Below are 25,462 nucleotides of genomic sequence, written 5' to 3' on the forward strand. Positions count from 1 at the left end.
TATAATTGGATATAAATTCACTAAATCATCAATTTTTAAGCTTAAATCACTAGTAATGTCTATTTTTTAAGCATAAATTTACTGTAACTAAGTCGGAATCAATCATGAACACTTTTAAGCCTGCTCTACTTGCAAGTGCAATTTCTGCAGTTTTAATCAATAGCAATATGGCGTTTGCTGCAGAAGATGCTATCGAAGTTGATAAATCAATTGAAACTATTCAAATTACTGCAACACGACGTGCAGGCTCTGTGCAAGATGCACCGCTTAATATCACAGCGCTCAATGGCGATGTAATTAGCGACCAAAACATTGGCGATTTAGAAGATGTCGCACGCTGGGTACCTGGCTTAACAATTTCTGATCAAGGTGGTCGTGAAGGTTCTCCGATTATCGTTCGTGGTTTGAATACAAATACTTCTGACCGTATTTCTGATAGTGGCACAGTGGCAACCTATGTTGGTGAAATTCCACTGAGCATCGACTTACGTTTAACTGATGTTGACCGTGTTGAAGTGCTAATTGGCCCACAAGGTACACTGTATGGTGCAGGTACTTTAGGTGGTGCAATTCGTTACTTACTAAAGCAACCTGAGCTTGATATCACCGAAGGTAAGATTACAGGCGATGTATTTAGCATTAACGAAAGTGACGGCACTGGCGGTGAGTTTGGTGCTGTATTCAATACCCCGCTAATTGAAGAAAAATTAGCGCTTCGTGCTAGCTTAAATTATTACGATAACCCTGGTTACATTGACTACACTCACGTGGTTCAAGAACCGGGTGTATCAAACCCAAACCCTGACTTTTCAGACAGCAGCGATGTAAATGCCAACTTAAAAAGCGTAAGCGATGTTAACGATGAGCAAATCACCACAGCACGTTTATCACTGCGTTGGCTTGCAACCGAAGATGTTGATGCAACGCTTAACTACTTCTATCAAAAGCAAGAAAATGGCGGTAACTCGACATCGCAATACGGCTCACTTGCTGATAGTAGTGCACTACAAGGTGTCCCAGGAAAGTACGAAAACGTAGCTCGTGTACTTGAGCCTGGTGAAGAAGAAAATGATTTATTAAGTTTAGAAGTAAAAGCAGATCTTGGTTTTGCTGAGCTGGTATCTGCATCTGGTTGGTCTAGCTATGAGCAGTCTGGTCAACGCGATCAAACTGATCTACTTTACGATATTTGGTCAGGTTATGCCGACTTCCCTTCTTTTGTTGGCTACACGCACGATACCTCAGATCGCGATACATTTACGCAAGAACTTCGTTTAGTTTCAAATAGTAATAGTGCTTTTAGCTGGATTGTAGGCGGCTTCTACAACAAAGTAGAAAGTTACTCTGATGATCGTGAGTACACGCCGGGTCTGACTGAGTACTGGGGTGGTGGTATTCCAAATGTTGAACAAGACCTTGAGTACATTCTAATTTCAGATAGCGAAACCACTGAAAAAGCACTTTTTGGTGAAATCGGCTACAGCATCACTGATCAGTTTGATGTAACTTTAGGTGCTCGTTTTTACGAATACGATGTATCAACAACATCAGGCTCTGCAACGCCGCTTTATTCTGGTGATTTTGATTCACTAGATAACCTTGTTATGGAAAATGTGAGCGCTAGTGATAACGGTAACTTATTTAAGTTTAATGCTAACTATACATTCGATAATGGTGTACTTGCTTACTTTACAGTGAGTGAAGGTTTCCGTATTGGTGGTGGTAACGGTATTGCTCCTTGCCCTGATGTATTACCTGAGCAACAAATTGTTTGTGCCCTGCCAAACGAAGAAGATTACAAACCAGATACAACAGTCAACTACGAGCTAGGCTTTAAGTCATCATGGTTACGTAACCGCCTACACTTCAATGCTGCACTATTTAATGTTGATTGGAAAGATGCGCAAGTAGGTAGCAGCACTGTAAATGGTCAAGAGTTAATTACCTCGAACGCAGGCTCTGCTAATTCGAAAGGTGTTGAGCTTTCTACTCGCGCAATGATTGGTGATAACTGGGCTGCATATGCGACATACGCGTATGCAAAGGCTGAATTGACCGAAGATGCACCTTACTTATTTGGTGTGTTAGGCGATGACTTAGCGCAGTACCAAAGCTACTATGATGGTGCTAAAGGCGACCGTTTACCGGGCGCTCCTGAGCATCAATTCTCGTTTGGTCTTCGTTACGAGCAAGATGTCTTAGGTGATAAGTTATTAAGTGTAAACTACGGTATCACAGCGCAAAGCGATGTGATCACCAAAGTAGGCCTAAAAGCAGACGGCGAAGTATTACCTGGTTATGCACTAAGTAACTTATCTGCCAAAATTACTGGTGATATGTGGTCTGCAACGCTTTACGTAGACAATTTATTCGATAAATATGCATTCACTTCTGTACGTCGTGATAAGTCTTGGGCAGGTATGTCACAATATGCTGAGCTAAACAAAGAACTACCTGAGCTACAGCGTGTTTATGGTCACTACACCACAGCGCCTCGTACTATCGGTATGAAGTTTAGCTACAACTTTGAGCTGTAATTAAACATACCCATAAAAGCCTTGCCACCTTTAGGCAGGGCTTTTTAATACCTGAAAATAATTAATTGGTATACTATGCGCTTATGCTAAATGATACCCAACAAGCGCTTCGCGCTCATATCCAACAGTTGTTAAACAACAAACAACTGACCGATGCACATCACTTACTTGTGCAGCGCCTAAAACAAAATCCTGAAGACCATGTTTGTTACTTTTTACTAAGCGAAGTCAACACCGCAGCTGGCGATATCAACAAAGCGATTAAGCTCCTTGAAAAAGCGCTAAGCCTAGCCCCTTTTGCTGTTTATCATTTAGCACTTGCCAAGTTATACGTACTGTTAGGCAAAGTAAGTAATGCAGCTGTGCATTATCAAAGCGCTATACAAACAGCTGGTTTTAGTGGCGCAGACTTTGATACATTAGCCAACATTGCGACCCGTTTAGGGCATTATGACGACGCTCTTAGCTTCCAACAAGCAGCCTACCAGCGCAATAAAGATAACCCACAAATTAGCTATAATTTAGCGGTGTGTTATAAAATTCACGGACTGTTCGATGAAGCTAAAAGCTTGCTTCAGCAACTAACCACAAAGCAACCTAGCTTTTATCAAGCCCACTATTCGCAGGCTGAACTTAATACTGTTATAGATGCTGAGCAACATATCCAAAAACTACAAGCCTTGGCGGATAAAGAAAAAAACATTGTTGAACAGCAAGTGTATTTTCATAGTCTTGCCCTTAATTATGAGCACCTTAATGACTACAAAAATGCATTTAAATACTTTGCACTAAGTAAGCAAGCGATAGCCGGTAAACTTAACTATCAAGCAAGCCAACACCAGCACTTTTGTCAAAAACTCATTACGCAAAGCAAACAACAAGCACCTGCAAGTAGTGACTCTGAGTTCTCGCCAGTTTTTGTTGTTGGCATGCCCCGCTCTGGCACAACCTTAGTTGAAAAAATCCTTAATCAAAGTACACAACTGCAAGGGGTTGGGGAATTAAATGATATTGCTCAACTCATACAACACGCCACGCAATCAGCGCGTGTAATAGACAGCGAAATGCTCGATAAGGCTTATGAATCTGAGGCAATAAAAACAGCATTGGCTAGCTATCAACAAAGAGCCGAGCTGCTAAGTGACGGCCTAAGAAGTTGTGATAAACAGCCATTTAACTTTTACTATATTGATTTTATTTTAGCGGCTTTTCCTAATGCTAAAATCGTTTGTATGCAGCGGGGCTGGCAAGATTGCAGCATTGCCAATTTTAGGCAGATGTATAGCCCGCAAAGTGTGCTCCATCACTACAGTTTTACACTTGAAGATATTGCCTCGTTCCATCAAGATTACTCGGCATTAGTCAGTCATTTTGCCAACAAGTATCCTGAAAATGTTTTTTTGCAAAGCTATGAGCAATTAGTAGCAGAGCCTACCCAACAAACGCAAAAGCTCTATGCGTTTTGTGATTTAAGCTGGCAGGAAAACTGCCTCACTTTTTATAAAAGCAATGCGGCATCAGCCACGGCGAGTAAAAAGCAAATCCGCCAGCCACTGAATAAAAATAGTATAGACAGCTGGCAAAATTACGCCGATTTTATTGATGCGGGCCTGTTTCAATAGGTAGGTCGTGACGAGCGCCCCACTCACTCCATGAGCCATCGTAAACACGTAAGTTAGCGTAACCGCATTCATCGGCACACAATGCAATTGCACAAGCGGTTACACCTGAACCACAGCTAAACTGCAACTGGGTGTGATGCGGCGCTATGTGTTGTTCAAATAATGCCTGCAATTCGCTAAGGGGTTTAAGTTCACCGTTATTTAGCACTGTTGCTAAAGATAAACTGCGACTATTTGGAATATGACCACTGCGCATACCTTCGCGCGGCTCAGCGTGTTCACCGGTAAAGCGCTCATAAGGGCGAGCATCGAGTGTTAGTGTGCTTTGTTCATCAAGTGAGTTAAGTACTTGCTCAGCACTAATAAAGTAATCAGCACGCGGGCTGGCAACAAAATTGCCTTGACCAGAAGCAGCTGAATAGCTTGCTTGTGTAGCAAAACCAAGTACCTGCCACTTAGCTAAACCGCCACTTAAAACTTTTACGTTATCAAAGCCCATAGCTTTAAACATCCACCACGCACGGGCAGAACTGAACAAGCCTTGGTCTTCATAAATCACAACTAGAGAGTCTTGGTTAACACCAGCAAGCTGCATATGCTCTTCAAACTGCTCGCTATTGCACATCATGCTTGGTACAGGATTACTGTTATCTGCTAGCGCCTTCTTGAAATCAAAACGCTGTGCATTAGGAAGCATAGCCTTAGGCGCATACTCACCCGGTAAACCAGGACGTACCATTCCTGCATCGAAGATAACCAAGTTATCCTGGTTTAAATGCTCGTTAAGCCATTCTGGCGAGACGATGTTCTTCATTAGCTTTCCTTTTGCGATAGCTGTGCAAATGTATCTTGTTGAGTTAAGCGCTTTTCGACCGCTTCAACATGCTCAGTTGTACATTCTTTCCAAACACCAGGCAAGCAATACACATGCTTTAAGTAGGTAAAAAACTTATCTCTCAGAATACTGTTAGACTGCCAGCCATTTTGTAGTTTTTCTAAGCACTTAATCAAAGTCGCTTGATCACTCGCGTGTAGTACAAGCTCATCAATGTTGTAACAAGCAAGCCCTAAGGTAATCACTTTTTTATCAAGTAATAAAGATTCTAAGCCAACGGTCGAGTTAATAGTGAGCACGGCTTCAGCGCCATTGATAAGCTCTCGAGTACAATTTCCGTTGGCAAAAACGGCAACATCATTTCTATCGTACAAGTGCTCATAGTGCTTATGCCATGAAGGATGTTCTTTAAAAACAGCTTTAAGTTCTGGATCATTTAACTGTTTTACAGCTGAAACAACAGCATCGTAATACTCTTCCATTGACTTAAGCCAAGGAGAGTAACAAGCTATTTGGGTATCGTGTGGAACTTGAAATGGCACAAATAAGTATTTTTTGGGTAACTCGATTGCGTCAAACTTACAACGCTTTTTATGGTTCGCTCTAGGAATTAAATCAGGCGCAGAAAATGGCAACTTCCCCTGCGGATCAAAGTTTAAATAGAACTGACTATCCCGCGGTACAGAAGCCGCAAAATTAATACCTTTTGGATCTAAGCTTGTTGTTCCGGGCAGTAACCCATTTTCATAGTAATAGGTGGTCACTCCTAAAGCCTTAGCAGCCATACAAACAGTAACATTCGGTAATTTATTACCATTCCAAATGACTAAAGCTTGTGGCGATTCTGACTTCAATAAATCATAATACTTAGCGAACCGACACCGCTCCACCAGCAGCATCAAAGCAGAGTAACTTTTAATTATTAGCGGGTTATGCCACAAACCATTACGAGCTTGTTTACGTAATAGTTGCTCCGAAATTATTTTACTAAAATCAATTTGTATTGCCTTGCTAAAGTATTTAAGAGCAGTAAATCTAGGTAAGCCCATGCAGTGCACTTTACTCTTTAAAGGCAGTTTCCTAGTCAGTTCTTTGTAATAGCGGGCGTGCACATTGTTGCGAGAGATAAATAAAAAAGCCATATACACATCTTATTTTTTGATTGAACGTAAGCGCATACAGCTATTTTATTAATTATAAATGACAGTTTGAAGGTTGCCTCACAACTTCTATGATTTCTGTTGTAGAGATAGAGGGAGTACGCTCTAAATAAGTTACATCACAAAGTTGGCTAAATTGATCAAATCGACCAGCCCAATCGTCCCCCATAACTAGCAAATGGGCTTGATGATTTTTTATGTACTCACCTTTTAATTCTAGAGAATGCTCTACAAATACTTCGTCGACACACTTCAATGAACTAATAATTTTAAGCCTATCAGCTTCACTATATACGGGCTTTCGACCTTTCTTTGAGAAGTTTAGTTCATCGGAAGATACACCAACAATTAAATAATCTCCTAACGCTTTAGCTCGTTCTAATATATTGATGTGTCCCACATGAAAAATATCGAACGTGCCAAATGTAATTACCCGCTTCATTGGTGCTCCTCTAAATATGATACAATTCTCTTAGCAGAGTGACCATCCGTAATACCTGCCAGTTTATAGACTATTTCTTTTCTTTTTTCTTTAAATTCGGCTGTTTCGTTAACACTTGAAGTTAATAACTGCTTTAAATCTTTATAACTTCCTGCACGAGTACATAGCTCATTGAAGTATTCGATATCTTCATCAAGTCGAGCTTTTAACCTGTAAGAAAAAATACCTCTGTAAGACCAGCGCAGCTCATAGAAATCACACCAAATAACACGCTTTTCTAATGCTGCAAACTCAAATATGGCTGATGATGCATCAGAAATCATTATATCAGCAAGTTCTAAAAAAGGAGTAAGGTCAAAATCGTACTCATTAGCAAGGTAAACATTCTTAGCGCTAGCCCACTTCTCAAGCTTTAAACGTTGTTTTTTATATTTTTTCTTAAACAAACTAAAGAAATGAGGCTTAACGATAATATTAAATTCATCAAAATGCTCAGGAAAATCATCGCTAAAACATTCTAAAGAACTTGGATAAAAAGTAGGTGCATACAGCAAGGTTTTCTTTGTTGGATCTAGACCTAGCTTTCTGAGATTTATAGAGTCAAGTGTTTGATTAAAAATAGGGTCTAATTTTGCGTAACCACTATCAATAAAGTTACCTTCGGGATAGAGTGTTTTTAAACGTTGAAGTCGGTGTTCACCTTCAACAAACCGCACTGTCATCTTGTTGTTCGATACGTCGTAATAACACTGTTTTGGGCCTATCCCATGCTGCATCAGTACAGTCTTTTTATTTAAATCCTCAGCACCTGCGAATGTATTGCCAAATACGACCCAATCTGCATCTGAGTTCTGATAAAAGTCAAAGGTTTCACTTGTGTTTGTTAACCACTTTGCAACTATTGCATTTTTATCTATAAAGTCACAGCATACTGCACGACTGCGCTCATCTTGTTCTTTATAAAAAACCATTGAGACTTTGTGGCCTTTTGCTTTTAACTCCTTTAAAACAGGCAGGTATTGTGGAATATAATATAGATGTTGAACATCAAAATATAACTGCATCATTTACAACTTAATAACTTAAATCAATAGCTATTGTACATAAATTACATTTTTGTTTCAGCCCACAATTAAAGTTTATATTAGCTAAATATCAATTACCTCAGGGCGCAGCGGTGCTAAGCGACTCAGAATCTTATTTTGTACCGTTTGCGGGATCTGTTGTTCGTCCATAGCATTAATCAAAAGCTCTACCACTCGGTTAAAGTCTTTTTCAGGGATGTTCATTCCAGTGTGGATATCAACCATATTGTCGCCTTTGTATTCACAAGGACCGTTGGTGACGCTACACAAATGAGTAATAAAACCTTGTCGAAAATGGGCGACATTCGTTTGTTTAAAATAAGCTAAAATTTGTTCGTCACGGCCTATTTGATTGATAAAACTATCAACCAGTTTTTCAACTCCTTGTTCGCCATTAATTTGCTGATACAAGGTGCTATTGTTGCTACTTGCACAACCAAATAACATAACGGCAAATACAAATGTAAAAAGTGTTTTCATCATTACCAATACCCTGTTACAGAAAGATACCAACCTGTTTGATCCTTAGCCCCAGCAATACTTCCTAAATCTAACCAAGCAGCAGTCACGCTAACATACTTATTAGGAAACCAAGCAACAAACACATCCTGCCAATCTTGCTCCCCTAAGCCTAGGTTATTGGACTTTTCACGATACTCAACACCCACAGCTATTTGGTGGGTTAAAAACACAGCTGTCGATGCTTCAAATAACAATTCTTTATCGCTATCAGGGCCGCCAAAGCCTAACAAGCCAAGCTGATTAGCATCGCTATAACGAAAGGTGGTGTTCCAAAACCAGTTATACCCAGCAAGCGCGCCCAAATGTAATTTACTAGCAGCAAGGTATACATCGGTACCGCTGGTATCTTTGGCGCCGAGTAAGTTTGCGATACTGCCGTCATCAAGTGATTTATGTTGTACACCCAAGCTCAACTGCGGCCATTTACTGTAAACGATATCACCGTATAAGCGCACTTTTGCCCCTGTAATTGATTGCTCAATATCGGTATTTAATGCGGGAACTTCGAAGCGTTGCTCTGCGTAACTAAATTCAACGCGATCATAAATATTTAGCTGCGCGCCACAAACATCTAAGCGGTAATCGCTCACATCTGCACGGCTGCAAAAACCATTTATTGCTATTTCATCATCACTTGCATAGCCTGCAAGCTGCGCCCAAGGGACAATACCACCACCCGCACTACCTTCAACTTGTGAGACACCAGGCGTTGCTAGTAATTTACCCGATGCAGCTAATCCTGAACTTGCAAAACCGAGGCAAGCCAGACAAAACAACCAATTAAGACGCTTCATTGTACACCTCTAACCACTGCAAAAACTGCTCTGATTTTAGTGGCCTACTTAAATAATACCCTTGTGCATAATCGCATTTATTTTGCACTAAAATATCCAGTGAATTTTTGTTCTCAACCCCTTCAGCAACAACCGAAAAGCCCAGCTGATGACCTAGAGTCACCGTAGATTGCACTATGTATTGATCTTGACGTGACTGATCTAATTGCAAAATAAAACACTTATCAAGTTTTAGCTCATCAATCGGTAATGACTTTAAGCGCCCAAGCGATGTTTGCCCTACACCATAGTCATCCAACGAGATTTTAACCCCCAAGGTTTTGAGGTTTTCTAGCGCCTTAATACCTTGCTCTTCGTTCTCAATCATATCGCGTTCTGTAAGCTCAATTGTGATCAAGCGCCCATTAACAGCATGTTTTTCTAACTGTTTAGCAAGGTGTGAGTAAAAGCTTGGGTATGCAATATCTTGCGCAGAGACATTAATTGCAGCCTGCATAGTAATACCTTGCTGTTGCCATGCTGCAACTTGCGACACTACGGTTTTAACAACCCAAGAAGTTAACTCAACAATCACCCCCGATTGCTCTGCTAAATCAATAAACAGTTCTGGTGAAACCCACTGACCGTCTTTGCGCTGCCAGCGGATTAACGACTCAACTTTATCAATGCTATTAGTTTTAATATTTAGTTTTGGCTGATAGGTCATGAACAGCTGACCGTCATCATCAACAAGGGCTTGCTTAAGTTCATCAATTATTGCAAGGCGCTCAAGATGTTCTTCGTCTTCACCTTCTTGATAATAATGAATAGTTTTATGCTCGCAAGATGCAGTATCAACAGCAATTAACGAGCGACGCATTAAATCCTCAGGGCTGACATTTTGCGAAAGGCAATGCACCACCCCAACACTAAAGCGTAACGTAATGTTTAAGCCTTGAATTAAGTAGCCAGCCTGTAACTGAGCAACTAACTTCATTACCGCATCTTTAAACTGTTTCGTTTCATCGGCTGGCAATAAAGTTAAAAATTCGTCACCGCCAATCCGAGCATTAACACCATTATGATGAGCTGAGTATTCACCAATCCGCTCAGCAACCGCTTTTAAACAATCATCGCCAATACGCGGGCCTAATTTATCATTGATATGGCGAAGGCCGCGGATATCTATAGCAACCAGTGTGTACTCAGCCCCTTCGGCAAACAAGTTTTCCATGTTTTCTAACATAGCAGAACGGGTATAAAAGCCAGTTAATGAATCATGGCTAGCTTGAAAACTTATTTGCTGTTCACGCTCTTTAATGTCGTTACCCATGTTGTTAAAGGCATCAATTAAGGTGGTGATTTCACTACTTTGCTTTTTACCTACAAATTCAGCTTTATAGTTGCCACGGGCAAATTGCTGAGCAAGTAAAGTAAGCTTTGAAAGCGGTGTTGTGAGATTTTTAGCTAAGATTCCACTGGTCAATACGCCTATCACAACCGTAATAGCAGCAAGCACAATAATGGTGAAAAACAGCTGTTCAAACTCACGATAACTCTGGGTTAAATCAGCACTTAATAGCACAGAAACTAGGTGTCCGGGCAAAGATGGTAGTTCAACCAGGCGGTTTCTATAGACCGGCTTTTCACCAAATATGCGCTGCGTTGTCTCGTTATTAAAATGCGCTAATACAGAAGTGCTTTGTGGTTGCTTGGGCAGCGATGTCTCTACCACACCATCATCTTCACCAATAAAACTCACATCCATTGTGGTGAGGTTTTTAAGCTCTGCAGCAACCAGATCGTTAATCTCGAAGCCCACTAAACTATAGGCAACAGTTCGAGGTGCGCGCACTGGCAGTAAAATAACTTGGTAAAGGGTTTGATCAAGTACAATGAAATTTGATTGCTCAGCATCAATGAGTAATTCATTCATCAATGCAGAAAACTCATCTGGCCTATGATTAAATTCAGTATTTGCTGAAACCAATTGCCCTGATAAATCCACAAGCAACATCAAATCAGCATTTATTCGGCGACTGTGGTTATTCAATACACTACTAATGGTATCGGCGTCTTGAGTTGCGACCGCTTGTTTAAAGCCAAAATCTGCGGTCAGCACCTTTGCAGCCGTTAATAACAGGCTTTCTTTAGCGCTTAAATATTGCTTAAAAACATTTTCAGCGACATTAATATCTTCACGTAGCTTTTGATCGTTAAAGCGATTTGTCGACCACCAAGAGCTCGCTAAACTGACTAAACTAGTTAATAAAACCAGGCTTACGCATAAGGCTATGATCCGCCCTCTTAAACTATGAATCATTATCTGCCTTAAACATCTCACCAAACGTATTACGCGGTGCAGGTTCATTCGTATTAATTGTAATATCAGCGACTTGCTCAGTTACAGTGACTGATAATTTTTTATTGATTTCACTTGCTTGGTTTGGGTGCCAAATCGTTATGCTAGTTGGAACAGTAATACCTTTTAATTGTACTTTGCCATCCTCTGCTGTTTTTAGTGTATTAGCACTATTTGCGACATAGATATAACCCACCATAGAGTCGTGAATATTACAGCCTAAGACTACAACTCCGCTGTTATCAAACAACTCTGGTTTTTCTGGACGGTCAGCGTAAAGCTTAATATTAAATGGTTTAGCACTTGAAAAAGAATAAACATGATGGCGGATATTATCGCTATTAGGAAAATCAACAGACTGCCCTTGTTGTATCACCAATACATTAGGTGAAAATTGTTTATCAACCTGGTCCATTATCGCTATGGGTAATTGCGTGCTCGGTGAGTTCGCATTATTTTCTAATTCGATGACAGCATCAGCCAAAGGCTTACCAAATTGATCACGAACGGTAAATGAAATATCAGCAGCGAATGCAGTTGCTGCGCTGCACAGAACTACAAAAGAATATACCGTGCGAGCACAGTGCGCAAAAAACGTCATAATTGAACCTTGCTTAGCCTAGTTTGCTAATAAGTATAGATTAATCTTAGCTTAAGTTAATGAGAGAGGGTATGAAAAGCAAGAAAAAAGCCAAGCAGTTTTACTAGAAAACCAACTTGGCTTTAATAATATTGACTTAGAGCATATCTAAGTTAAAAAATAGCAATTAATTGTGCTTAATTAAGCCGTATTCTTTATCTAAAATAGCGATTACTTCACTACGTGGGTCGCTTGGAATAGTAATTTCTTGACCAATGATTTTACTCGCAATGCCAACGTAAGTATCAGACACTTCAAGCATCACTGATTCTGGCAAGGTATAGTCTTTAGCAAGCTGCTCACGCTCGTCCATGCGGTCTTTATTTAATAACACATCGCTGTCTGGCACGTTATTAATTAATAGCTGGCGGAAACCCTCTTTTGAGTTTTCAATGATTTTACCGTCACGGTAAGCTGGGCCATCCCAGATACGTGACGAATCAGGCGTACCCACTTCATCAATGTAGATAAGCTTATCTGAACCATCAATGTCTTCAACATAACCAAATTCAAATTTAGTATCGACAAAGATTTGGTCTAGCTGTGCAAGTTCATCACTGATCAGCTTAAAACCTTCAACAAGTAGTTGCTCATATTTAGCGACATCGTCTTCAGATTTGAAGTTGAAAACAGATAGGTTATTGGTGATGTTTTCACGGGTAATGTTCACATCATCTACTTCAGGAATATCAGCAACACCGGTGATAATGCCTTTCGTTGATGGCGTAATTAACACTTCATCTAGCTTTTGGTTCGCAGCTAGTCCCTCTGGTAAATCAATACCACAGAAATTACGCGTGCCTTTCGCATAATCACGCCACATACTACCAGTAATATATTGGCGAGCGATGGCTTCAACTTTTACAGTACTTGCTTTACGCACAATCCATACATAAGGGTGTGGAATATCAACAATATGGTTACCAGCAAGGCCTGCTTTATCAAATAACTTAAACCAATGAGATGCCACAGAGTTTAGCGCGATGCCTTTACCAGGCACACCATTTAAACCGTTTTCACCTTGCCAAATACAATCAAACGCAGAAATACGGTCAGAAATAACCATAATAGCTAGCTCAGTTCCTTTTGGAACTTGATAACCTTTTTCATTAATTAAACGAGCGCTGTCTTCATCAGTTAACCAATAAACTGAACGCACTTTACCACTGTGTACCGCACCTTTAGTACGGATCGGTAAATCATCGTTTACGTCTAAAACTTTATAGCTAGTCATGCTATCTCCGATAGTATTTGGCATGCTCTTGTGAGCACATGTATGGGATTGGGGTTATGGCCGCCTATAATAATCTAGACGCTTTGAAAGCTCAATCATTGCACTATCATCAGCAGCCTGCGGATGTAATAAAAACCATAAAAATTTAAACTTTCAGTAATTTTGCTGTCATAAACATTATTTCGCTATACTAGTGCCCTCGAAATAGGAGGTTTTCTTGGATTACTTAGCAACTACCGCAGAAAAAAAATATTTAATGTTTATTTCGCAGAACTATTCGTACGCGATCTTACGCCCATTGCAACGGGAGATTTTAGCTCGTGGTGGTGAAGTTAAATGGTTTTTCTATGGTGATGAAGTTAATCAGAACTTCCTTCGTTCAGATGAATCGTGTTTAGAAACTATAGATGATGTAATCCAGTGGCAACCAGACATTTCATACATTCCCGGGAATGTAATTCCAAACTTTATCCCAGGCAAAAAAGTAGCTGTTTTTCACGGCTTTAATTCTGGAAAACTAAATCGAAAAGGATACGAAGATCATTTTAACATCCGAGGCTGCTTTGACCTGTATTGTACCCAAGGCCCTAATACAACTTCTAAGTTTGAGAAACTAGCTAAAAAGCATGGTTTCTTTTTAACTAAAGAAACAGGTTGGCCTACTCTAGATCCATTATTTTCAAAAATAGAAAACAATCCATACGTAGATGAAGGCGATAAAAGGCAAACTCTTTTAATTTGTTCAACTTTTTCTAGAAACCTTTCTCTTGCACCTAAATTATACGAACAAATAAAAGCGTACAGTGAGCAAGGTAAATGGCGAATTTTGGTGCAATTTCACCCGAAAATGCCAAGCGAGCTTGTTGAACGATACAAGGCTCTACAAAACGAAAACCTAACCTTTGTCGAGACAGATAATGTATTACCGCTGTTGCAAGCAGCGGATGTCATGCTGTGTGATACCTCATCTATTTTGCTTATGTTTATCTTACAAAGAAAACCCGTCGTAACTTTCTGCAATCAAGCACCTGGCGAACATCTTATTGATATTACAGATGTCAATAAACTAACTGAAGCGATTGATTATGCCTTCACACAGCCTGCTGAATTAATGGCGAAAATTGAGCACTTCTGCCAGCAACTGCATCCATATCAAGACGGCTTATCGAGTCAACGTGTACTTGCTGCTAGCAATGAATTACTATTGAGCAATCCTGCACTTAAGCCGAAACCACGTAATTTTATTCGTAATTTTAAAATGCGTAGAAAATTAAATTACTGGCGATGGTAACAATTCATAGGTCGTTATGATCACGCTTGAAAATGTGCTTTTTAAATGGCACGCAAAACAACCCGAGCCGACGATCAATATTACTAAGCTAGATATTGATCAAGGCGAACATGTTTTTCTTCACGGTCCGAGTGGTTGTGGTAAATCAACGTTACTATCATTGCTTGCTGGCGTCACAGTGCCAACACAGGGCAATATCGAGCTGCTTGGTAAAGCGATTAACCAACTTAGTAATAGTAAACGGGACCGTTTTCGTGCCGACCATATTGGCTATATTTTTCAAAACTTTAATTTACTACCTTATTTATCGCCTATTGAAAATGTGACTTTGGGTTGCCAATTTTCAAAGCAAAGGCAAATAAACGCATTAAAAAATAGTGCAACAATAGCCGCTGAAGCAAGCCGCTTACTGAGCGCTCTAGGGCTAAATGATAACTTGCAACATCAAGCCGTTGCACAGCTGAGTATTGGCCAGCAACAAAGAGTTGCCGCTGCGCGAGCCTTTATAGGCAGCCCTGAAATTATTATTGCAGATGAACCTACCTCAGCACTCGACACGCAAAATCGCCAAGCCTTCGTAAAATTGTTATTTGAGCAGGCAAGCGCAGCAAATAGCACGCTAATTTTTGTTAGCCATGATGAAACATTACAAACGCTATTTACCCGCAGTATCAGCCTTGTTGAGTTACAAGGAGGCACAGATGCTACTCATTAAACTCGCCACAAAAAGTTTATTAAACCGAAAGGCCAGCGCCCTACTCACTCTATTTACCATTGCTATCAGCGTAATGTTATTGATGTCGATTGAGCGGGTTCGAGTTGATGCTAAAAGTAGCTTTAGCAATACAATTTCTGGCACTGATTTAATTGTAGGTGCGCGTACCGGTGATATCCAGTTGCTGCTGTCTTCGGTATTTCGCATTGGTCATGCTAATAATGGCGTGAGTTGGAAAAGTTACCAATACATCTCTGGGCAACGGGGTGTAAAATGGGCTATTCCTATGTCACTTGGCGACAGCCATAAAGGTTTAGCTGTACTTGGTACAAATAAAGACTATTTTGAGCACTATCGTTTTGCTAAAAAGCAGTCGTTGAGTTTTTCACAAGGTCATGAATTTAATCACTTATTTGAGGTTGTTTTAGGTGCAGAGGTTGCCAGCAGCTTAGGCTATCAGCTAGGCGATGAAGTGGTGATTGCGCACGGCATGGGCAATACCAGTTTTCATAATCATGACGATAACCCATTTAAAGTGGTCGGTATTTTAAATCCAACGGGCACGCCTGTTGATAAAACCCTGCATATTCCACTTGCAGCAATTGAAGCGATTCATGGTGGTCATGCTCATCAGCATGAAGCCGCTCAGGCTGATGCAAATGACCACGACCACGACCACGACCACGACCACGACCACGACCACGACCACGACCACGACCACGACCAGCATGATGATGTTGATTTAGTTGGCACACCAAAACAAATAACCGCTTTTTTACTTGGTTTCGATTCACCACTTTATACCTTACAAGTACGTCGTAATATCAACCAATACAAAGATGAGGCACTGCTTGCCATCATGCCGGGGGTTACTTTGCGTGAACTATGGGAAATGCTCTCTATCGTTGAAAAAATCTTGCTATTATTTTCTATCGTCGTGGTGCTGATCAGTTTGCTTGGCATGTTAACGAGCCTGCTTTCAAGCTTAAATCAACGCCGCAGAGAACTTGCAATTTTGCGCTCTGTTGGCGCAAGGCCATGGCATATTTTCACCTTGATCAGTGTCGAATCATTACTCATTACAGGGCTTGGCTGCATTGTTGGTATCGCATTATTCTATGCTTTAATGCTACTCGGCGCAGATTACTTGCAAAGCCATGCCGGAATAAGCCTAAATATAGCCTTATTGTCATCCTATGAACTCATGCTTTTAGCTGCGATAATGGTTGCAGGCTTTATTGTTGGGTTAATTCCCGCAACTCGCGCGTATTTCTACTCTCTTGCTGATGGTATGAGTATTAAAATTTAAGGAATGTTATGCCGTTTTTTCGAAAATTCGTCGCTTTAGTCGCATTAGTTGTGTGTGCTGGAGCTAATGCTGGCGCACCTAAAGAAATCTTCTGGGAAGATTTAATTCCAAAAGGTCATGTGCAAATCGATACCCAAGCGCAAGCAAACCATGAAGGCTCAGAACAAAACTGGGTGCAACCAGACCTTGATGCTCCCGTGGTAAAAGAACTTAATGGTCAATCAGTAAGTTTGCCTGGTTTTGTTGTTCCCCTTGAAGGCGACAGCGAAGTGATCACCGAGTTTTTATTGGTACCTTACTTTGGTGCTTGTATTCACGTACCACCACCGCCGCCAAACCAAATTGTGCATGTCACGATTAAAGACGGTGTACCAATCGAAAGCCTATACGATGCGATTGTCGTGACTGGCGTTATCAGCACAGAAACCTGGTCTGGTGAAATTGCTCAAGTAGGCTACAAGATGAAAGCCGTTGGCGTAGCACCATTTGAGTTATAAGTTTTTAAAGAGCATGCTTTTGCATGCTCTTTTAATTAATCTACCACTTTTTCTTTTTCCAGTTCCTGTTCGCTCAATTCATACCAATTCGCTTAATTAAGTGATCTATTTTGAGGCAATAAAACCTCGTTGATAGCAAGGCAAAAATTTCGTTATTTAGTTGTTCTAAATCAGAAATTTTTAACGCAGATAGCGACAGGTTTAATCCCTCAAAATGATTAAGTATTATTGCGGATTGGTATCATACCATCCGCCACCAAGGGCTTTATAAAGCGTTGCTAGGCTTTGCAGACGATCATTCTTTGCCTGCGATAAAGCTATTTCTGCCGAAAATAACTGGCGCTGTGCATCCATTAAATCAAGGGAGCTGGCAACACCATTGCTATACCTAAGGCGTGCTAAGCGATAGTAATCTTGGCTACTGAGCACCAAGCTCCTTTGCGCATCATAGCTTTGCTCTGCCGACTGATAGTTCGAAAGCTGATTGCTTACTTCTTGCAGTGCCACCAGCACTGTTTTTTGGTATTGAATACTTGCCTGATAAGCTCGTTGTTCCGCCACCGTTAAATTTGCCTGATTGCGTCCCATATTAAATATTGGCATTAACAGCTCTGAGCCCAGCAACCAAACCTGCGAATTACTGGCGAGCAAATCACTAAAATCAGTGCTTTCACTGCCATATTCGGCATACAACTTAAGTTTTGGGAATAACGCCGCTTTTGCGACCCCAATTTCAGCCATGGCCGCTTGCCATTGATACATTGCTTGCTGCACATCTGGTCTACGCTTTAACAGTTCACTAGGTAGTCCTGTGGGTAATTGCTTAGGAAGAGTTTGCACAGATAACTCATTCCCCCCTTGCACATCAGCATTGGCATCACCAATCAAAAACTTTAACTGATTAATAATCCGCCTTTCACTGTGCTGTAAAGGCGGGATCTTCACTTTCGCTGACTCTAATTCAACCTCGGCTTGGCGCTGTTCTAACCCTGAAATAATACCGCCTTTTTTACGAATACGCGCAATTTCAAGTTCCTTCTCGCGAAGCTTTATCGTACTCAGGCTAATTTTTAATTGCTCTTCAACTTTTTTGAGGGCAAAAAACTGCTGCGCAACATCAGCAATCAAGGCGAGCTGCAACGCGTTTCTTGCTTGCTCTTGACTATAATAATTTGCCAGTGCGGCTTCGCTTGCGCGTCGGTTACTACCAAATAAATCTAGCTCCCAACTTAAATAACCTTTTAAGTCAAAGGTATTTTCTGGGCTGCTATTGAGTTCTTCTTCTCGCTCTGAAGTAAGCCCTACATTCACATCTGGCCATAAAGCGGCATCCGTAATTCGATACCGAGCTCGCGCTTCAATAATTTTCGATTGCGCAATTAACATATCTTGGTTGTTAAGAAGCGCTTGGCTAATCAGCTTTTGCAAATGAGGGTCGCTATAAATTTGCTTCCAGCCCGCTAAAGCCTCCGACTGTGGTGTAGCTGTTGCGCCCATAAAATTAGCAACTTCACTATGCTCAGGTGCTTCAAAATCAGGCCCTACAGCACAGCCTTGAATGCAGGCGAAACAAAGCAATGGTAACAATTTATGCATCGACTTGCTCCTCTACTACTTTAGAGGCCGGTGTTTGCTGTTTTTTTACAAAGCGTGCCGCGGTAATAAAAAACAGCGGCACTAATATTATGCCGACAGAGCTTGCCAGTATCATCCCCCCTAAAATAGGCATAGATACTGACTGTCGACCAACCGCTCCGGGGCCAGAAGCAAGTACTAACGGCAATACACCAAGCACAAAAGAGGCTGCAGTCATTAATATAGGCCGAAAGCGAGAACGGGCGGCTTCTATTGCTGCATCAGCGGCGTCCATACCTTCTTGATAAAGCTGATTAGCCACCTCAACAATCAAAATTGAGTTCTTTGCCGCAAGGCCAATCAAGGCAATAAAGGCGACTTGAAAGAATAAATTGTTTTCATGCCCCGTCACTAAGGTCAATACAGAGGCTCCCAACATGGCTATCGGGCTTATTAGTAGTACAGCAAACGGCAAGCTCCAACTTTCATAGAGCGCCGCTAAAAATAAAAATACAAACACAATAGCAAGGCTGATAGCGATACTTAGCTGACCCGATGAGCGAATTTCTTGATAGGTTAATCCTGTCCATTCATAGCCAAGGTTAGGCGGTAGTTTTGCCATTTCTTCTTTAATTACGTTAATTACATCACCCGATGCATAGCCTTCAGCTGGCGATACATTCACCATGGCACTGGTAAACATATTAAAGCGATTTATCGCAGACGGACCGGTTGTTAGATTAAGCTTAGCAAGCACATTTGATGGCACCATAGCGCCATTTTTAGAACGCACATAAAATTCGTTGAGGTTTTCAGGGCGTGCTCTAAATTCATCTTCAGCTTGAACTTTAACCCGATAAACCCGGCCAAATAAGTTGAAGTCGTTAATTGTTGATGAGCCAGTAAGCACTTTCATTGTGCTGTAAACATCGGCAATCGGCACCTCTAATGCCATGGCTTTTTCTCTATCTAACTCTAAAAACAGCTGAGGTACTGAGCCACGCAGTGAGCTACTTGCTTTAGCAACTTCAGGGCGGTTATTTAAATTTGCCAGTAAAACCTCAAGCGATTCAACTAGGCTTGTTAAGTTGCCTCCTGTTTTTTCTTGTAGTGCAAACTCAACGCCAGAGCCCGAACCAAGCCCCGCCACAGCCGATGGCTGAAACACATTAAATTCAGCATCGGGAATGGCGTACAGCTGCTTACGAATATCATTCATCACACTCGTGACCGTAAAACCTTGCTCTGCACGCACTTGCCAAGGCTTTAAAATCACCTCCATTTGACCATGTGATTGCGCACTACCAGCACGGCGGTTTTCACCTGCTAGCGTGAATGAATAAGCCACCCCAGCATGGCTCATAACAAATTGGTTAGCTTTACTTATCACCTCATTGGTACGTGAGACCGTTGCCGCATCTGGCAAGGTGATATCAACAAAAAAGCGTCCTTGATCTTCTTGCGGCATAAAGCTACTTGGTAATTGGCTGAACACAAAGTAACAGCCACCTAGCATTATAAAAAAGCCAATATAACTACGTTTTGCTTTTTCAGAGCATGCCTTTACAAGCCAGGTGTATTTTTTGCCAACACCTTCAAGCCAATTATTAAATTTAACAAAAATCTTATTGTTTGATGGGAGGCTAGGTTTTAAGAAAATCGCACATAAAGCAGGGCTTAAGGTTAACGCAACTAGGGTCGAAATGAGTACCGCAACGGTAATTGAAATCGCAAATTCTCGGTACATAATGCCCGTAATACCGGCTAAAAATGACACCGGCACAAACACCGCTGCCAGTACTAAAGAGGTTGCCACTATGGCGCCAGAAAGCTCTGTCATCGCTTGCTTAGTAGCAGCAACTACCTCCATATTTTGCTCATTGATCAGTCGCTCAACACTTTCGACTACAACAATCGCATCATCAACGACGATGCCGATTGCCAATACCATAGCCAATAAACTGACATTGTTAATGGTAAATCCAAATGCAGCCAAGGCGATAAAGGTACCCACTATTGACACCGGCACAGCTAAAGCGGGTATTAAAGTTGTTCGCCAGTTTTGCAAAAATAAATACACCACTAAAATCACTAAGATCAGCGCTTGAATAAGGGTATTGATCACCTCATTAATCGACAGCTTGATAAACTCAGATGCATCATAAAATAACTGCCATTTCACTCCCTTTGGAAAAGCCGCGCTCAGGCGTTCCATCTCAGCCTTAACACGTTCAGTAACCGCTAATGCATTAGAGCCTGGTAACATATAAACCTGCAAAATAGTGGCGGGCTGTTCATTTAGTTTTGAATTTAAAGTGTACGCAGACGATGCCAGCTCAACCCTTGCAACATCTCGCAAACGGATCATCGAGCCATCACTGTTAACTCGCAGCATAATGTTATTAAACTCATCAACCTTATTAAGCCGTCCTTGTGCCCGCACCGGAAAATTAAGCTTAATTGCATCGCTCATTGGCTGAGCCCCGATCTCCCCAGCAGCGGCCTCTTTATTTTGTGCTTTGATTGCTGCGGTCACATCATTCACGGTTAATTCGTAACCCGCTAAAATATCGGGCTTTAACCAGACCCGCATAGCATAAGAACGCGAGCCGGTGTTACGCACTTTACCAACCCCCGGAACACGCTTTAAAGCCGCCTCAACATTGATGCTGGCGTAGTTACTCAAATAGATTTCGTCATAGCGAGGATCATCAGAGGTCAGTGCCAGTTTCAACAGCTCAACGGAACTTTCATTAGAGACATTCACCCCTTCAGTTTGCACATCAACAGGTAAATTACTACCTGCTTGGCTTGCGGTGTTTTGCACATCAACAAGGGCGAGATCTGGGTCGGTGCCAACATCAAAGGTGAGTGTGATCCCAACACTGCCAGAGTTAGTTGCCTTTGACTCCATATACAACATATTCGGTGTGCCATTTAATTCTTGCTCAAGAGGAATGGCTACCGACTCCGATGCGGTCTCAGCCGTTGCGCCAGGGAATGAAGCAGACACTTTAACCGACGGCGGAGCAATATCAGGGTATTGATCAATCGGTAGAGTAAAGAGCGAGACCAAGCCTGTGAGTAAAATAACTAACGAAATAACGATAGCAAACACTGGACGCTTGATAAAAAAATGCGAAAACATAGTTAAGCTCCCTGCTGATTTTTTTCATCATCTTGTTTGCTTGGTTTATCTGGCGCCAGTGGAATGGAGCCCGTGTTTGGCGTTAATTGGCGCTTTTCAAACTCGGCTAACGAAATCGCCTTAACTTGCTGACCATGACGAATACGGTGTAAACCTTTCACCACCACTTGCTCACCCGCACTCAAGCCACCGCTAGCAACAATTCCTTGTTCACCGTAATGCTCAACAACAATAAAGCGCCGCTCTATCTCACCTGAATCAAGTACCACCATCACATAAATACCACCCTGTTCAACTTGGGTGGCTTCCTCAGGGACGACAATGGCATCTTTCAACTCAGATAATTTAATCCGTGCTTTTGTATATTGCCCAGGTAATAGCTCACTATTAGGGTTAGGTAGCTTTGCTCTTACTTTAAAGGTGCCCGTTTTCGGGCTAATTTTAGGGTCGGTAAAACTCACATCACCCCAATATCGATACTCGCTGCCATCAGGTAAAGAAATACGTACAAAGCCTTCTAGCGCCTTGCCTTGTTGTTCGGCTTGTAGCTGCTCCATCATGCTGGTCATACGCCGCTTGGCATTCAAATAATCAAGTGCCGACATATTAAAATTAACGAAAATAGGGTCTATTTGCTGAATAGTAGTAAGGAGTGAAATACCGTTACTGCCGACCAAAGCACCGAGATCGGCTTCAGAGCTACCAACCATACCACTAATTGGCGCTGTAATACGGGTATATTCTAAATCAAGCTTGGTTTCTTCAAGTTCTGCTTGGGTTGCTGATAATGACGCTTGCGCTTGCTCTTGAATAGAAATTGCATTGTCGTAGTCGAGCTGACTTGCTGCGTCTTGCTCGAAGAGGGGTTTTAAACGGGTTACATCGCGCTTTGCTTTTGCCAGCGCCGCTTGGTCTTTTTGTAGTGCGGCTTTAACGCGATTAAGCTTAGCTCGGTAAGGTCTATCATCAATGGTGTAGAGTAAATCACCTTCGTTTACCCAGCTACCTTCAACAAATTCTACGCTTTGTACAAAGCCAGTGATCCTTGCGCGTACTTCAACATCAAGTGATGCATCTGTACGTGCCACGTAATTCCCATACAGCGGCACATCAAACTGCTTAACCTCAGCGGTAACCACTTCCTCAACGATAACTTGAGGTTGCTCTTTAGAACAACCCAGCAGTGCCGCTAAGCACACGCACCCTATGACGTATTTGTTTAATAGCATAAAACCTTCTCATTCCTTAAGCCTGTCTCTATCTTGCTATCTGTTGCAATACTACATAGATGAGGGATTCTTTGTTATTTTTGACAATTAGAGCAGTACACAGTGCTTCTTTGCCCTAATCTAATTTCTTTTAATGGCTCTTTACACGTTACACATGGCTCACCTTTGCGACCATAAACTAGTAATTGTTGGGCAAAATAACCGGGCTTACCATCACTTTGAGCAAAATCTTTTAATGTTGTGCCGCCTTGCGTGATAGCCGCAGCAAGTGTTTCTTTAATAATAGGCACTAATTGCTGATAACGCTTTAAAGACACCTTGCCGGCTTCTCGTTTCGGGTGAATTCCGGCCTTAAATAACGACTCATTGGCATAGATATTACCTACACCAACTACTACAGCGTTATCCATAATAAACTGTTTAATTGGTACTTTTTTATTTCTAGACTGTTCGTAAACACGCTTTGCAGCAAACTCATCGGTAAGTGGCTCCGGCCCAAGCTTGGTTAGCAAGGTATGACATTCGCCTGGTGCTTGCCATAAGCAGGCACCAAAGCGACGTGCGTCGTTGAGTCTTAGCGCTTTACCTGAGGCTAAAATAAATTCGATATGGTCGTGCTTTTTTAATGGCTCATCTGCGCTCACAACTCGTAAGTTGCCCGACATTCCTAAGTGCAAAATAACACTACCCAGCTCACAACCGAGTAATAAATATTTTGCTCTACGCTCCACTGAAGTAACTTTAAGTCCTTGTAATTGATATACATCATCAGGCACAGGCCAACGCATACTGGCGTTATGAATATTTACTTTGGTCACTGTTTGGTTAAGCACATGCGGCGTTATTCCCAAACGGCTAACTTCAACTTCTGGTAATTCAGGCATTTGTGACTCTCTTAAAACGGGTATAACGGAAATAACTTAGCAGCATCAGCTTGTTCAAGCTCAAATACTCGTTGTAACCGCTTATCTAATAAATAGTATTGCTGATCTATGTTGTACAACTGATACACCGCTGGCAACTGCTCCCCTGCTAACCATACTGAGGCAACATAATCAGCCGATGTCTGTGAAATTTTACTAACAGGGAGACTGGCAATAGTCAGTTTTTGATGTTGCCAAAGTTCAACAAGTTGTTCGAGCTGCTGCTCATTGCCTTGCCATGTGGTTTCTTGCTGTGATTGGCTACGCCAAGAGGTGCCGATACGCTCGATTTTTAATTCTGGAAATGCCATTGCTAAAATGAAGCTTTGCTCTGGGAGTAATGCTTGTACTCCTTCTTCAACGGGCTGTGTATTGAGCTTTTTATGTAGGCCATTGAAGAAAAAAATCATCAATAGCATCGAAATAATCACCACATTATTCCATGCTTTTCGGCTCAAGCGCATCAGTATCTTCCTCAGTTTTCAATATCTTAAAGTGTAACCAAAAAGGACATTAATTGGCAGTTGTAATTGATCAACAAAATTTCATGTCTGTTATGTATCAATCTGTCGATACTTTGCTAAAATATCCGCCAAATTTAAAGGAGTTCCGTCAATGTCAATGTATGTAGTGGGTCATAAGATCCCTGATTCAGATTCAATTTGCGGTGCAATTGCGCTTGCTTACTTAAAAAACCAGATCAATGAACCTGCGATCCCGACGCGTTTAGGTGAAGTATCACCTGAAACACAATTTATCCTAGATAAATTCGGTTTCGAAGCACCTGAGCTAAAACTTAGCTACGCAGGCGAAGACGTTTATATCGTTGACCACACAGAAAAAACACAAGCACCTGATGACATCGATGAAGCACGTGTTGTAGGTGTTGTTGATCACCACAAACTAGGCGATTTAACATCATCAACACCACTTGAGTGTTGGATCCGTCCAGTTGGTTGTTCAAACACTATCATCAAAATGATGTATGACTTCTACAACGTAGAGATTCCAAAAGATATCGCAGGCATCATGTTATGCGCTATCTTAAGCGACACTGTAATCTTTAAATCACCAACGTGTACAACAGCTGACATCAAGTGTGTTGAAGCACTTGCTGAAATCGCTGGTATTGAAGATTTCAAAGAACTTGGCATGGAAATGTTCAAGGTTAAATCAGCAGTTGAAGGCACGCCTGCACGCGATTTAGTAATGCGTGATTTCAAAGACTTCAACATGAACGGTAAGCTAGTAGGTATTGGCCAGCTAGAAGTTATCGACCTTGCTGTATTTGATGAGATCAAAGCAGACCTTGAAGCTGACATCGCAAAGCTTAAAGAAGAAGGCGGTCGCCACTCAGTATTACTCCTGTTAACTGATATCATGAAAGAAGGCTCTGAAATGCTAATTGCGTCTGATGACGTATCAGTAATCGAAGCTGCCTATGATGTTAAATCAGAAGACGGTCGCGTATGGTTAGATGGCGTATTAAGCCGTAAGAAGCAAGTAGTACCACCACTACAAGACGCTTTCGCAAAGATCTAATCTTACGAAATAGATACAAAA

At 41.5% G+C, this 25,462-nt stretch carries 21 protein-coding genes; 7 read left to right on the forward strand and 14 right to left on the reverse strand.

The window, feature by feature from the left end; genetic code table 11:
* The first annotated feature begins 104 nt into the window (after window positions 1-104).
* Together WA256_RS08515 and WA256_RS08520 are read left to right on the forward strand one after the other, a co-directional pair.
* Window positions 105-2,537 carry a TonB-dependent receptor gene (locus WA256_RS08515; protein WP_335990524.1) on the forward strand — a complete coding sequence of 811 codons (2,433 nt, stop codon included), beginning with the start codon at window positions 105-107 and terminating at the stop codon, window positions 2,535-2,537.
* 83 nt (window positions 2,538-2,620) lie between these two features.
* Window positions 2,621-4,159 carry a tetratricopeptide repeat-containing sulfotransferase family protein gene (locus tag WA256_RS08520; protein ID WP_335990526.1) on the forward strand — a complete coding sequence of 513 codons (1,539 nt, stop codon included), beginning with the start codon at window positions 2,621-2,623 and terminating at the stop codon, window positions 4,157-4,159.
* On the opposite strand, the gene WA256_RS08525 is transcribed toward WA256_RS08520, so the two are convergent.
* The 9 genes from WA256_RS08525 to WA256_RS08565 form a co-directional block, all read right to left on the reverse strand.
* Complete coding sequence (locus WA256_RS08525; RefSeq protein ID WP_335990527.1) at window positions 4,134-4,973, reverse strand: sulfurtransferase; 840 nt, start codon at window positions 4,971-4,973, stop codon at window positions 4,134-4,136. The genes WA256_RS08520 and WA256_RS08525 overlap by 26 nt on opposite strands.
* Window positions 4,973-6,043 carry a capsular polysaccharide export protein, LipB/KpsS family gene (locus WA256_RS08530; RefSeq protein ID WP_335990529.1) on the reverse strand — a complete coding sequence of 357 codons (1,071 nt, stop codon included), beginning with the start codon at window positions 6,041-6,043 and terminating at the stop codon, window positions 4,973-4,975. Before WA256_RS08530 ends, WA256_RS08525 begins: the two co-directional genes overlap by 1 nt.
* Before the next feature lie 145 nt (window positions 6,044-6,188).
* Complete coding sequence (locus WA256_RS08535; protein WP_335990531.1) at window positions 6,189-6,596, reverse strand: adenylyltransferase/cytidyltransferase family protein; 408 nt, start codon at window positions 6,594-6,596, stop codon at window positions 6,189-6,191.
* A complete protein-coding gene (locus WA256_RS08540) occupies window positions 6,593-7,663 on the reverse strand; it encodes a CDP-glycerol glycerophosphotransferase family protein (RefSeq protein WP_335990533.1) in 1,071 nt (356 codons plus the stop codon). Before WA256_RS08540 ends, WA256_RS08535 begins: the two co-directional genes overlap by 4 nt.
* An 81-nt stretch (window positions 7,664-7,744) precedes the next feature.
* Window positions 7,745-8,164 (reverse strand): group I truncated hemoglobin, encoded by a 420-nt coding sequence (locus WA256_RS08545; RefSeq protein ID WP_442961423.1) that lies wholly within the window; start codon window positions 8,162-8,164, stop codon window positions 7,745-7,747.
* Complete coding sequence (locus tag WA256_RS08550) at window positions 8,164-8,997, reverse strand: DUF3034 family protein (protein WP_058585872.1); 834 nt, start codon at window positions 8,995-8,997, stop codon at window positions 8,164-8,166. Before WA256_RS08550 ends, WA256_RS08545 begins: the two co-directional genes overlap by 1 nt.
* Window positions 8,984-11,299: a bifunctional diguanylate cyclase/phosphodiesterase gene (locus tag WA256_RS08555; RefSeq protein WP_055020757.1), complete on the reverse strand. Its 2,316-nt coding sequence runs from the start codon at window positions 11,297-11,299 to the stop codon at window positions 8,984-8,986. The genes WA256_RS08550 and WA256_RS08555 overlap by 14 nt, the downstream gene beginning before the upstream one ends.
* Entirely contained in the window at window positions 11,289-11,939 is a 651-nt protein-coding gene (locus WA256_RS08560) for a methylamine utilization protein (RefSeq protein ID WP_335990538.1), read from the reverse strand. Before WA256_RS08560 ends, WA256_RS08555 begins: the two co-directional genes overlap by 11 nt.
* A gap of 166 nt (window positions 11,940-12,105) precedes the next feature.
* Entirely contained in the window at window positions 12,106-13,212 is a 1,107-nt protein-coding gene (locus WA256_RS08565) for a phosphoribosylaminoimidazolesuccinocarboxamide synthase (RefSeq protein ID WP_058585875.1), read from the reverse strand.
* 217 nt (window positions 13,213-13,429) lie between these two features.
* Between WA256_RS08565 and WA256_RS08570 the strand changes: the two genes are divergently transcribed.
* Genes WA256_RS08570 through WA256_RS08585 form a run of 4 tightly spaced genes read left to right on the forward strand, consistent with a single transcriptional unit; the run spans window position 13,430 to window position 17,024 of the window.
* Entirely contained in the window at window positions 13,430-14,503 is a 1,074-nt protein-coding gene (locus WA256_RS08570; protein WP_335990541.1) for a CDP-glycerol glycerophosphotransferase family protein, read from the forward strand.
* Window positions 14,504-14,519: 16 nt separating this feature from the next.
* On the forward strand, window positions 14,520-15,218 hold the full coding sequence (locus WA256_RS08575; RefSeq protein ID WP_335990543.1) for an ABC transporter ATP-binding protein: 699 nt from the start codon (window positions 14,520-14,522) through the stop codon (window positions 15,216-15,218).
* Window positions 15,205-16,527 carry an ABC transporter permease gene (locus WA256_RS08580; RefSeq protein ID WP_335990546.1) on the forward strand — a complete coding sequence of 441 codons (1,323 nt, stop codon included), beginning with the start codon at window positions 15,205-15,207 and terminating at the stop codon, window positions 16,525-16,527. The genes WA256_RS08575 and WA256_RS08580 overlap by 14 nt, the downstream gene beginning before the upstream one ends.
* A gap of 8 nt (window positions 16,528-16,535) precedes the next feature.
* Window positions 16,536-17,024: a DUF3299 domain-containing protein gene (locus WA256_RS08585; protein ID WP_054552700.1), complete on the forward strand. Its 489-nt coding sequence runs from the start codon at window positions 16,536-16,538 to the stop codon at window positions 17,022-17,024.
* A 225-nt stretch (window positions 17,025-17,249) separates the two neighbouring features.
* On the opposite strand, the gene WA256_RS08590 is transcribed toward WA256_RS08585, so the two are convergent.
* The 5 genes from WA256_RS08590 to WA256_RS08610 form a co-directional block, all read right to left on the reverse strand.
* Complete coding sequence (locus tag WA256_RS08590; protein ID WP_335990550.1) at window positions 17,250-18,620, reverse strand: efflux transporter outer membrane subunit; 1,371 nt, start codon at window positions 18,618-18,620, stop codon at window positions 17,250-17,252.
* On the reverse strand, window positions 18,613-21,747 hold the full coding sequence (locus tag WA256_RS08595) for an efflux RND transporter permease subunit (RefSeq protein WP_335990552.1): 3,135 nt from the start codon (window positions 21,745-21,747) through the stop codon (window positions 18,613-18,615). The genes WA256_RS08590 and WA256_RS08595 overlap by 8 nt, the downstream gene beginning before the upstream one ends.
* Window positions 21,748-21,749: 2 nt before the next feature.
* Window positions 21,750-22,976: an efflux RND transporter periplasmic adaptor subunit gene (locus WA256_RS08600; protein WP_335990554.1), complete on the reverse strand. Its 1,227-nt coding sequence runs from the start codon at window positions 22,974-22,976 to the stop codon at window positions 21,750-21,752.
* Between the two features lie 74 nt (window positions 22,977-23,050).
* Window positions 23,051-23,860, reverse strand: coding sequence for a bifunctional DNA-formamidopyrimidine glycosylase/DNA-(apurinic or apyrimidinic site) lyase (gene mutM, locus WA256_RS08605; protein ID WP_054552701.1), 810 nt, complete (start codon window positions 23,858-23,860; stop codon window positions 23,051-23,053).
* A gap of 11 nt (window positions 23,861-23,871) precedes the next feature.
* Window positions 23,872-24,363 (reverse strand): hypothetical protein, encoded by a 492-nt coding sequence (locus tag WA256_RS08610; RefSeq protein ID WP_335990557.1) that lies wholly within the window; start codon window positions 24,361-24,363, stop codon window positions 23,872-23,874.
* Window positions 24,364-24,514: 151 nt separating this feature from the next.
* On the opposite strand from WA256_RS08610, the gene WA256_RS08615 reads away from it, so the two are divergent.
* On the forward strand, window positions 24,515-25,441 hold the full coding sequence (locus WA256_RS08615; protein ID WP_054552703.1) for a manganese-dependent inorganic pyrophosphatase: 927 nt from the start codon (window positions 24,515-24,517) through the stop codon (window positions 25,439-25,441).
* Window positions 25,442-25,462 lie beyond the last annotated feature (21 nt).

Origin of the sequence: Pseudoalteromonas sp. CH_XMU1449-3, from assembly GCF_037027245.1 — a bacterium.
GTDB lineage: Bacteria > Pseudomonadota > Gammaproteobacteria > Enterobacterales > Alteromonadaceae > Pseudoalteromonas > Pseudoalteromonas shioyasakiensis.

Coding starts and splice junctions, on each gene's coding strand:
- WA256_RS08515 (WP_335990524.1), top strand. CDS start 105: ATGAACACTTTTAAGCCTGCTCTACTTGCAAGTGCAATTTCTGCAGTT.
- WA256_RS08520 (WP_335990526.1), top strand. CDS start 2,621: ATGCTAAATGATACCCAACAAGCGCTTCGCGCTCATATCCAACAGTTG.
- WA256_RS08525 (WP_335990527.1), bottom strand. CDS start 4,973: ATGAAGAACATCGTCTCGCCAGAATGGCTTAACGAGCATTTAAACCAG.
- WA256_RS08530 (WP_335990529.1), bottom strand. CDS start 6,043: ATGGGCTTACCTAGATTTACTGCTCTTAAATACTTTAGCAAGGCAATA.
- WA256_RS08535 (WP_335990531.1), bottom strand. CDS start 6,596: ATGAAGCGGGTAATTACATTTGGCACGTTCGATATTTTTCATGTGGGA.
- WA256_RS08540 (WP_335990533.1), bottom strand. CDS start 7,663: ATGATGCAGTTATATTTTGATGTTCAACATCTATATTATATTCCACAA.
- WA256_RS08545 (WP_442961423.1), bottom strand. CDS start 8,164: ATGATGAAAACACTTTTTACATTTGTATTTGCCGTTATGTTATTTGGT.
- WA256_RS08550 (WP_058585872.1), bottom strand. CDS start 8,997: ATGAAGCGTCTTAATTGGTTGTTTTGTCTGGCTTGCCTCGGTTTTGCA.
- WA256_RS08555 (WP_055020757.1), bottom strand. CDS start 11,299: ATGATTCATAGTTTAAGAGGGCGGATCATAGCCTTATGCGTAAGCCTG.
- WA256_RS08560 (WP_335990538.1), bottom strand. CDS start 11,939: ATGACGTTTTTTGCGCACTGTGCTCGCACGGTATATTCTTTTGTAGTT.
- WA256_RS08565 (WP_058585875.1), bottom strand. CDS start 13,212: ATGACTAGCTATAAAGTTTTAGACGTAAACGATGATTTACCGATCCGT.
- WA256_RS08575 (WP_335990543.1), top strand. CDS start 14,520: ATGATCACGCTTGAAAATGTGCTTTTTAAATGGCACGCAAAACAACCC.
- WA256_RS08580 (WP_335990546.1), top strand. CDS start 15,205: ATGCTACTCATTAAACTCGCCACAAAAAGTTTATTAAACCGAAAGGCC.
- WA256_RS08585 (WP_054552700.1), top strand. CDS start 16,536: ATGCCGTTTTTTCGAAAATTCGTCGCTTTAGTCGCATTAGTTGTGTGT.
- WA256_RS08590 (WP_335990550.1), bottom strand. CDS start 18,620: ATGCATAAATTGTTACCATTGCTTTGTTTCGCCTGCATTCAAGGCTGT.
- WA256_RS08595 (WP_335990552.1), bottom strand. CDS start 21,747: ATGTTTTCGCATTTTTTTATCAAGCGTCCAGTGTTTGCTATCGTTATT.
- WA256_RS08600 (WP_335990554.1), bottom strand. CDS start 22,976: ATGCTATTAAACAAATACGTCATAGGGTGCGTGTGCTTAGCGGCACTG.
- mutM (WP_054552701.1), bottom strand. CDS start 23,860: ATGCCTGAATTACCAGAAGTTGAAGTTAGCCGTTTGGGAATAACGCCG.
- WA256_RS08610 (WP_335990557.1), bottom strand. CDS start 24,363: ATGCGCTTGAGCCGAAAAGCATGGAATAATGTGGTGATTATTTCGATG.
- WA256_RS08615 (WP_054552703.1), top strand. CDS start 24,515: ATGTCAATGTATGTAGTGGGTCATAAGATCCCTGATTCAGATTCAATT.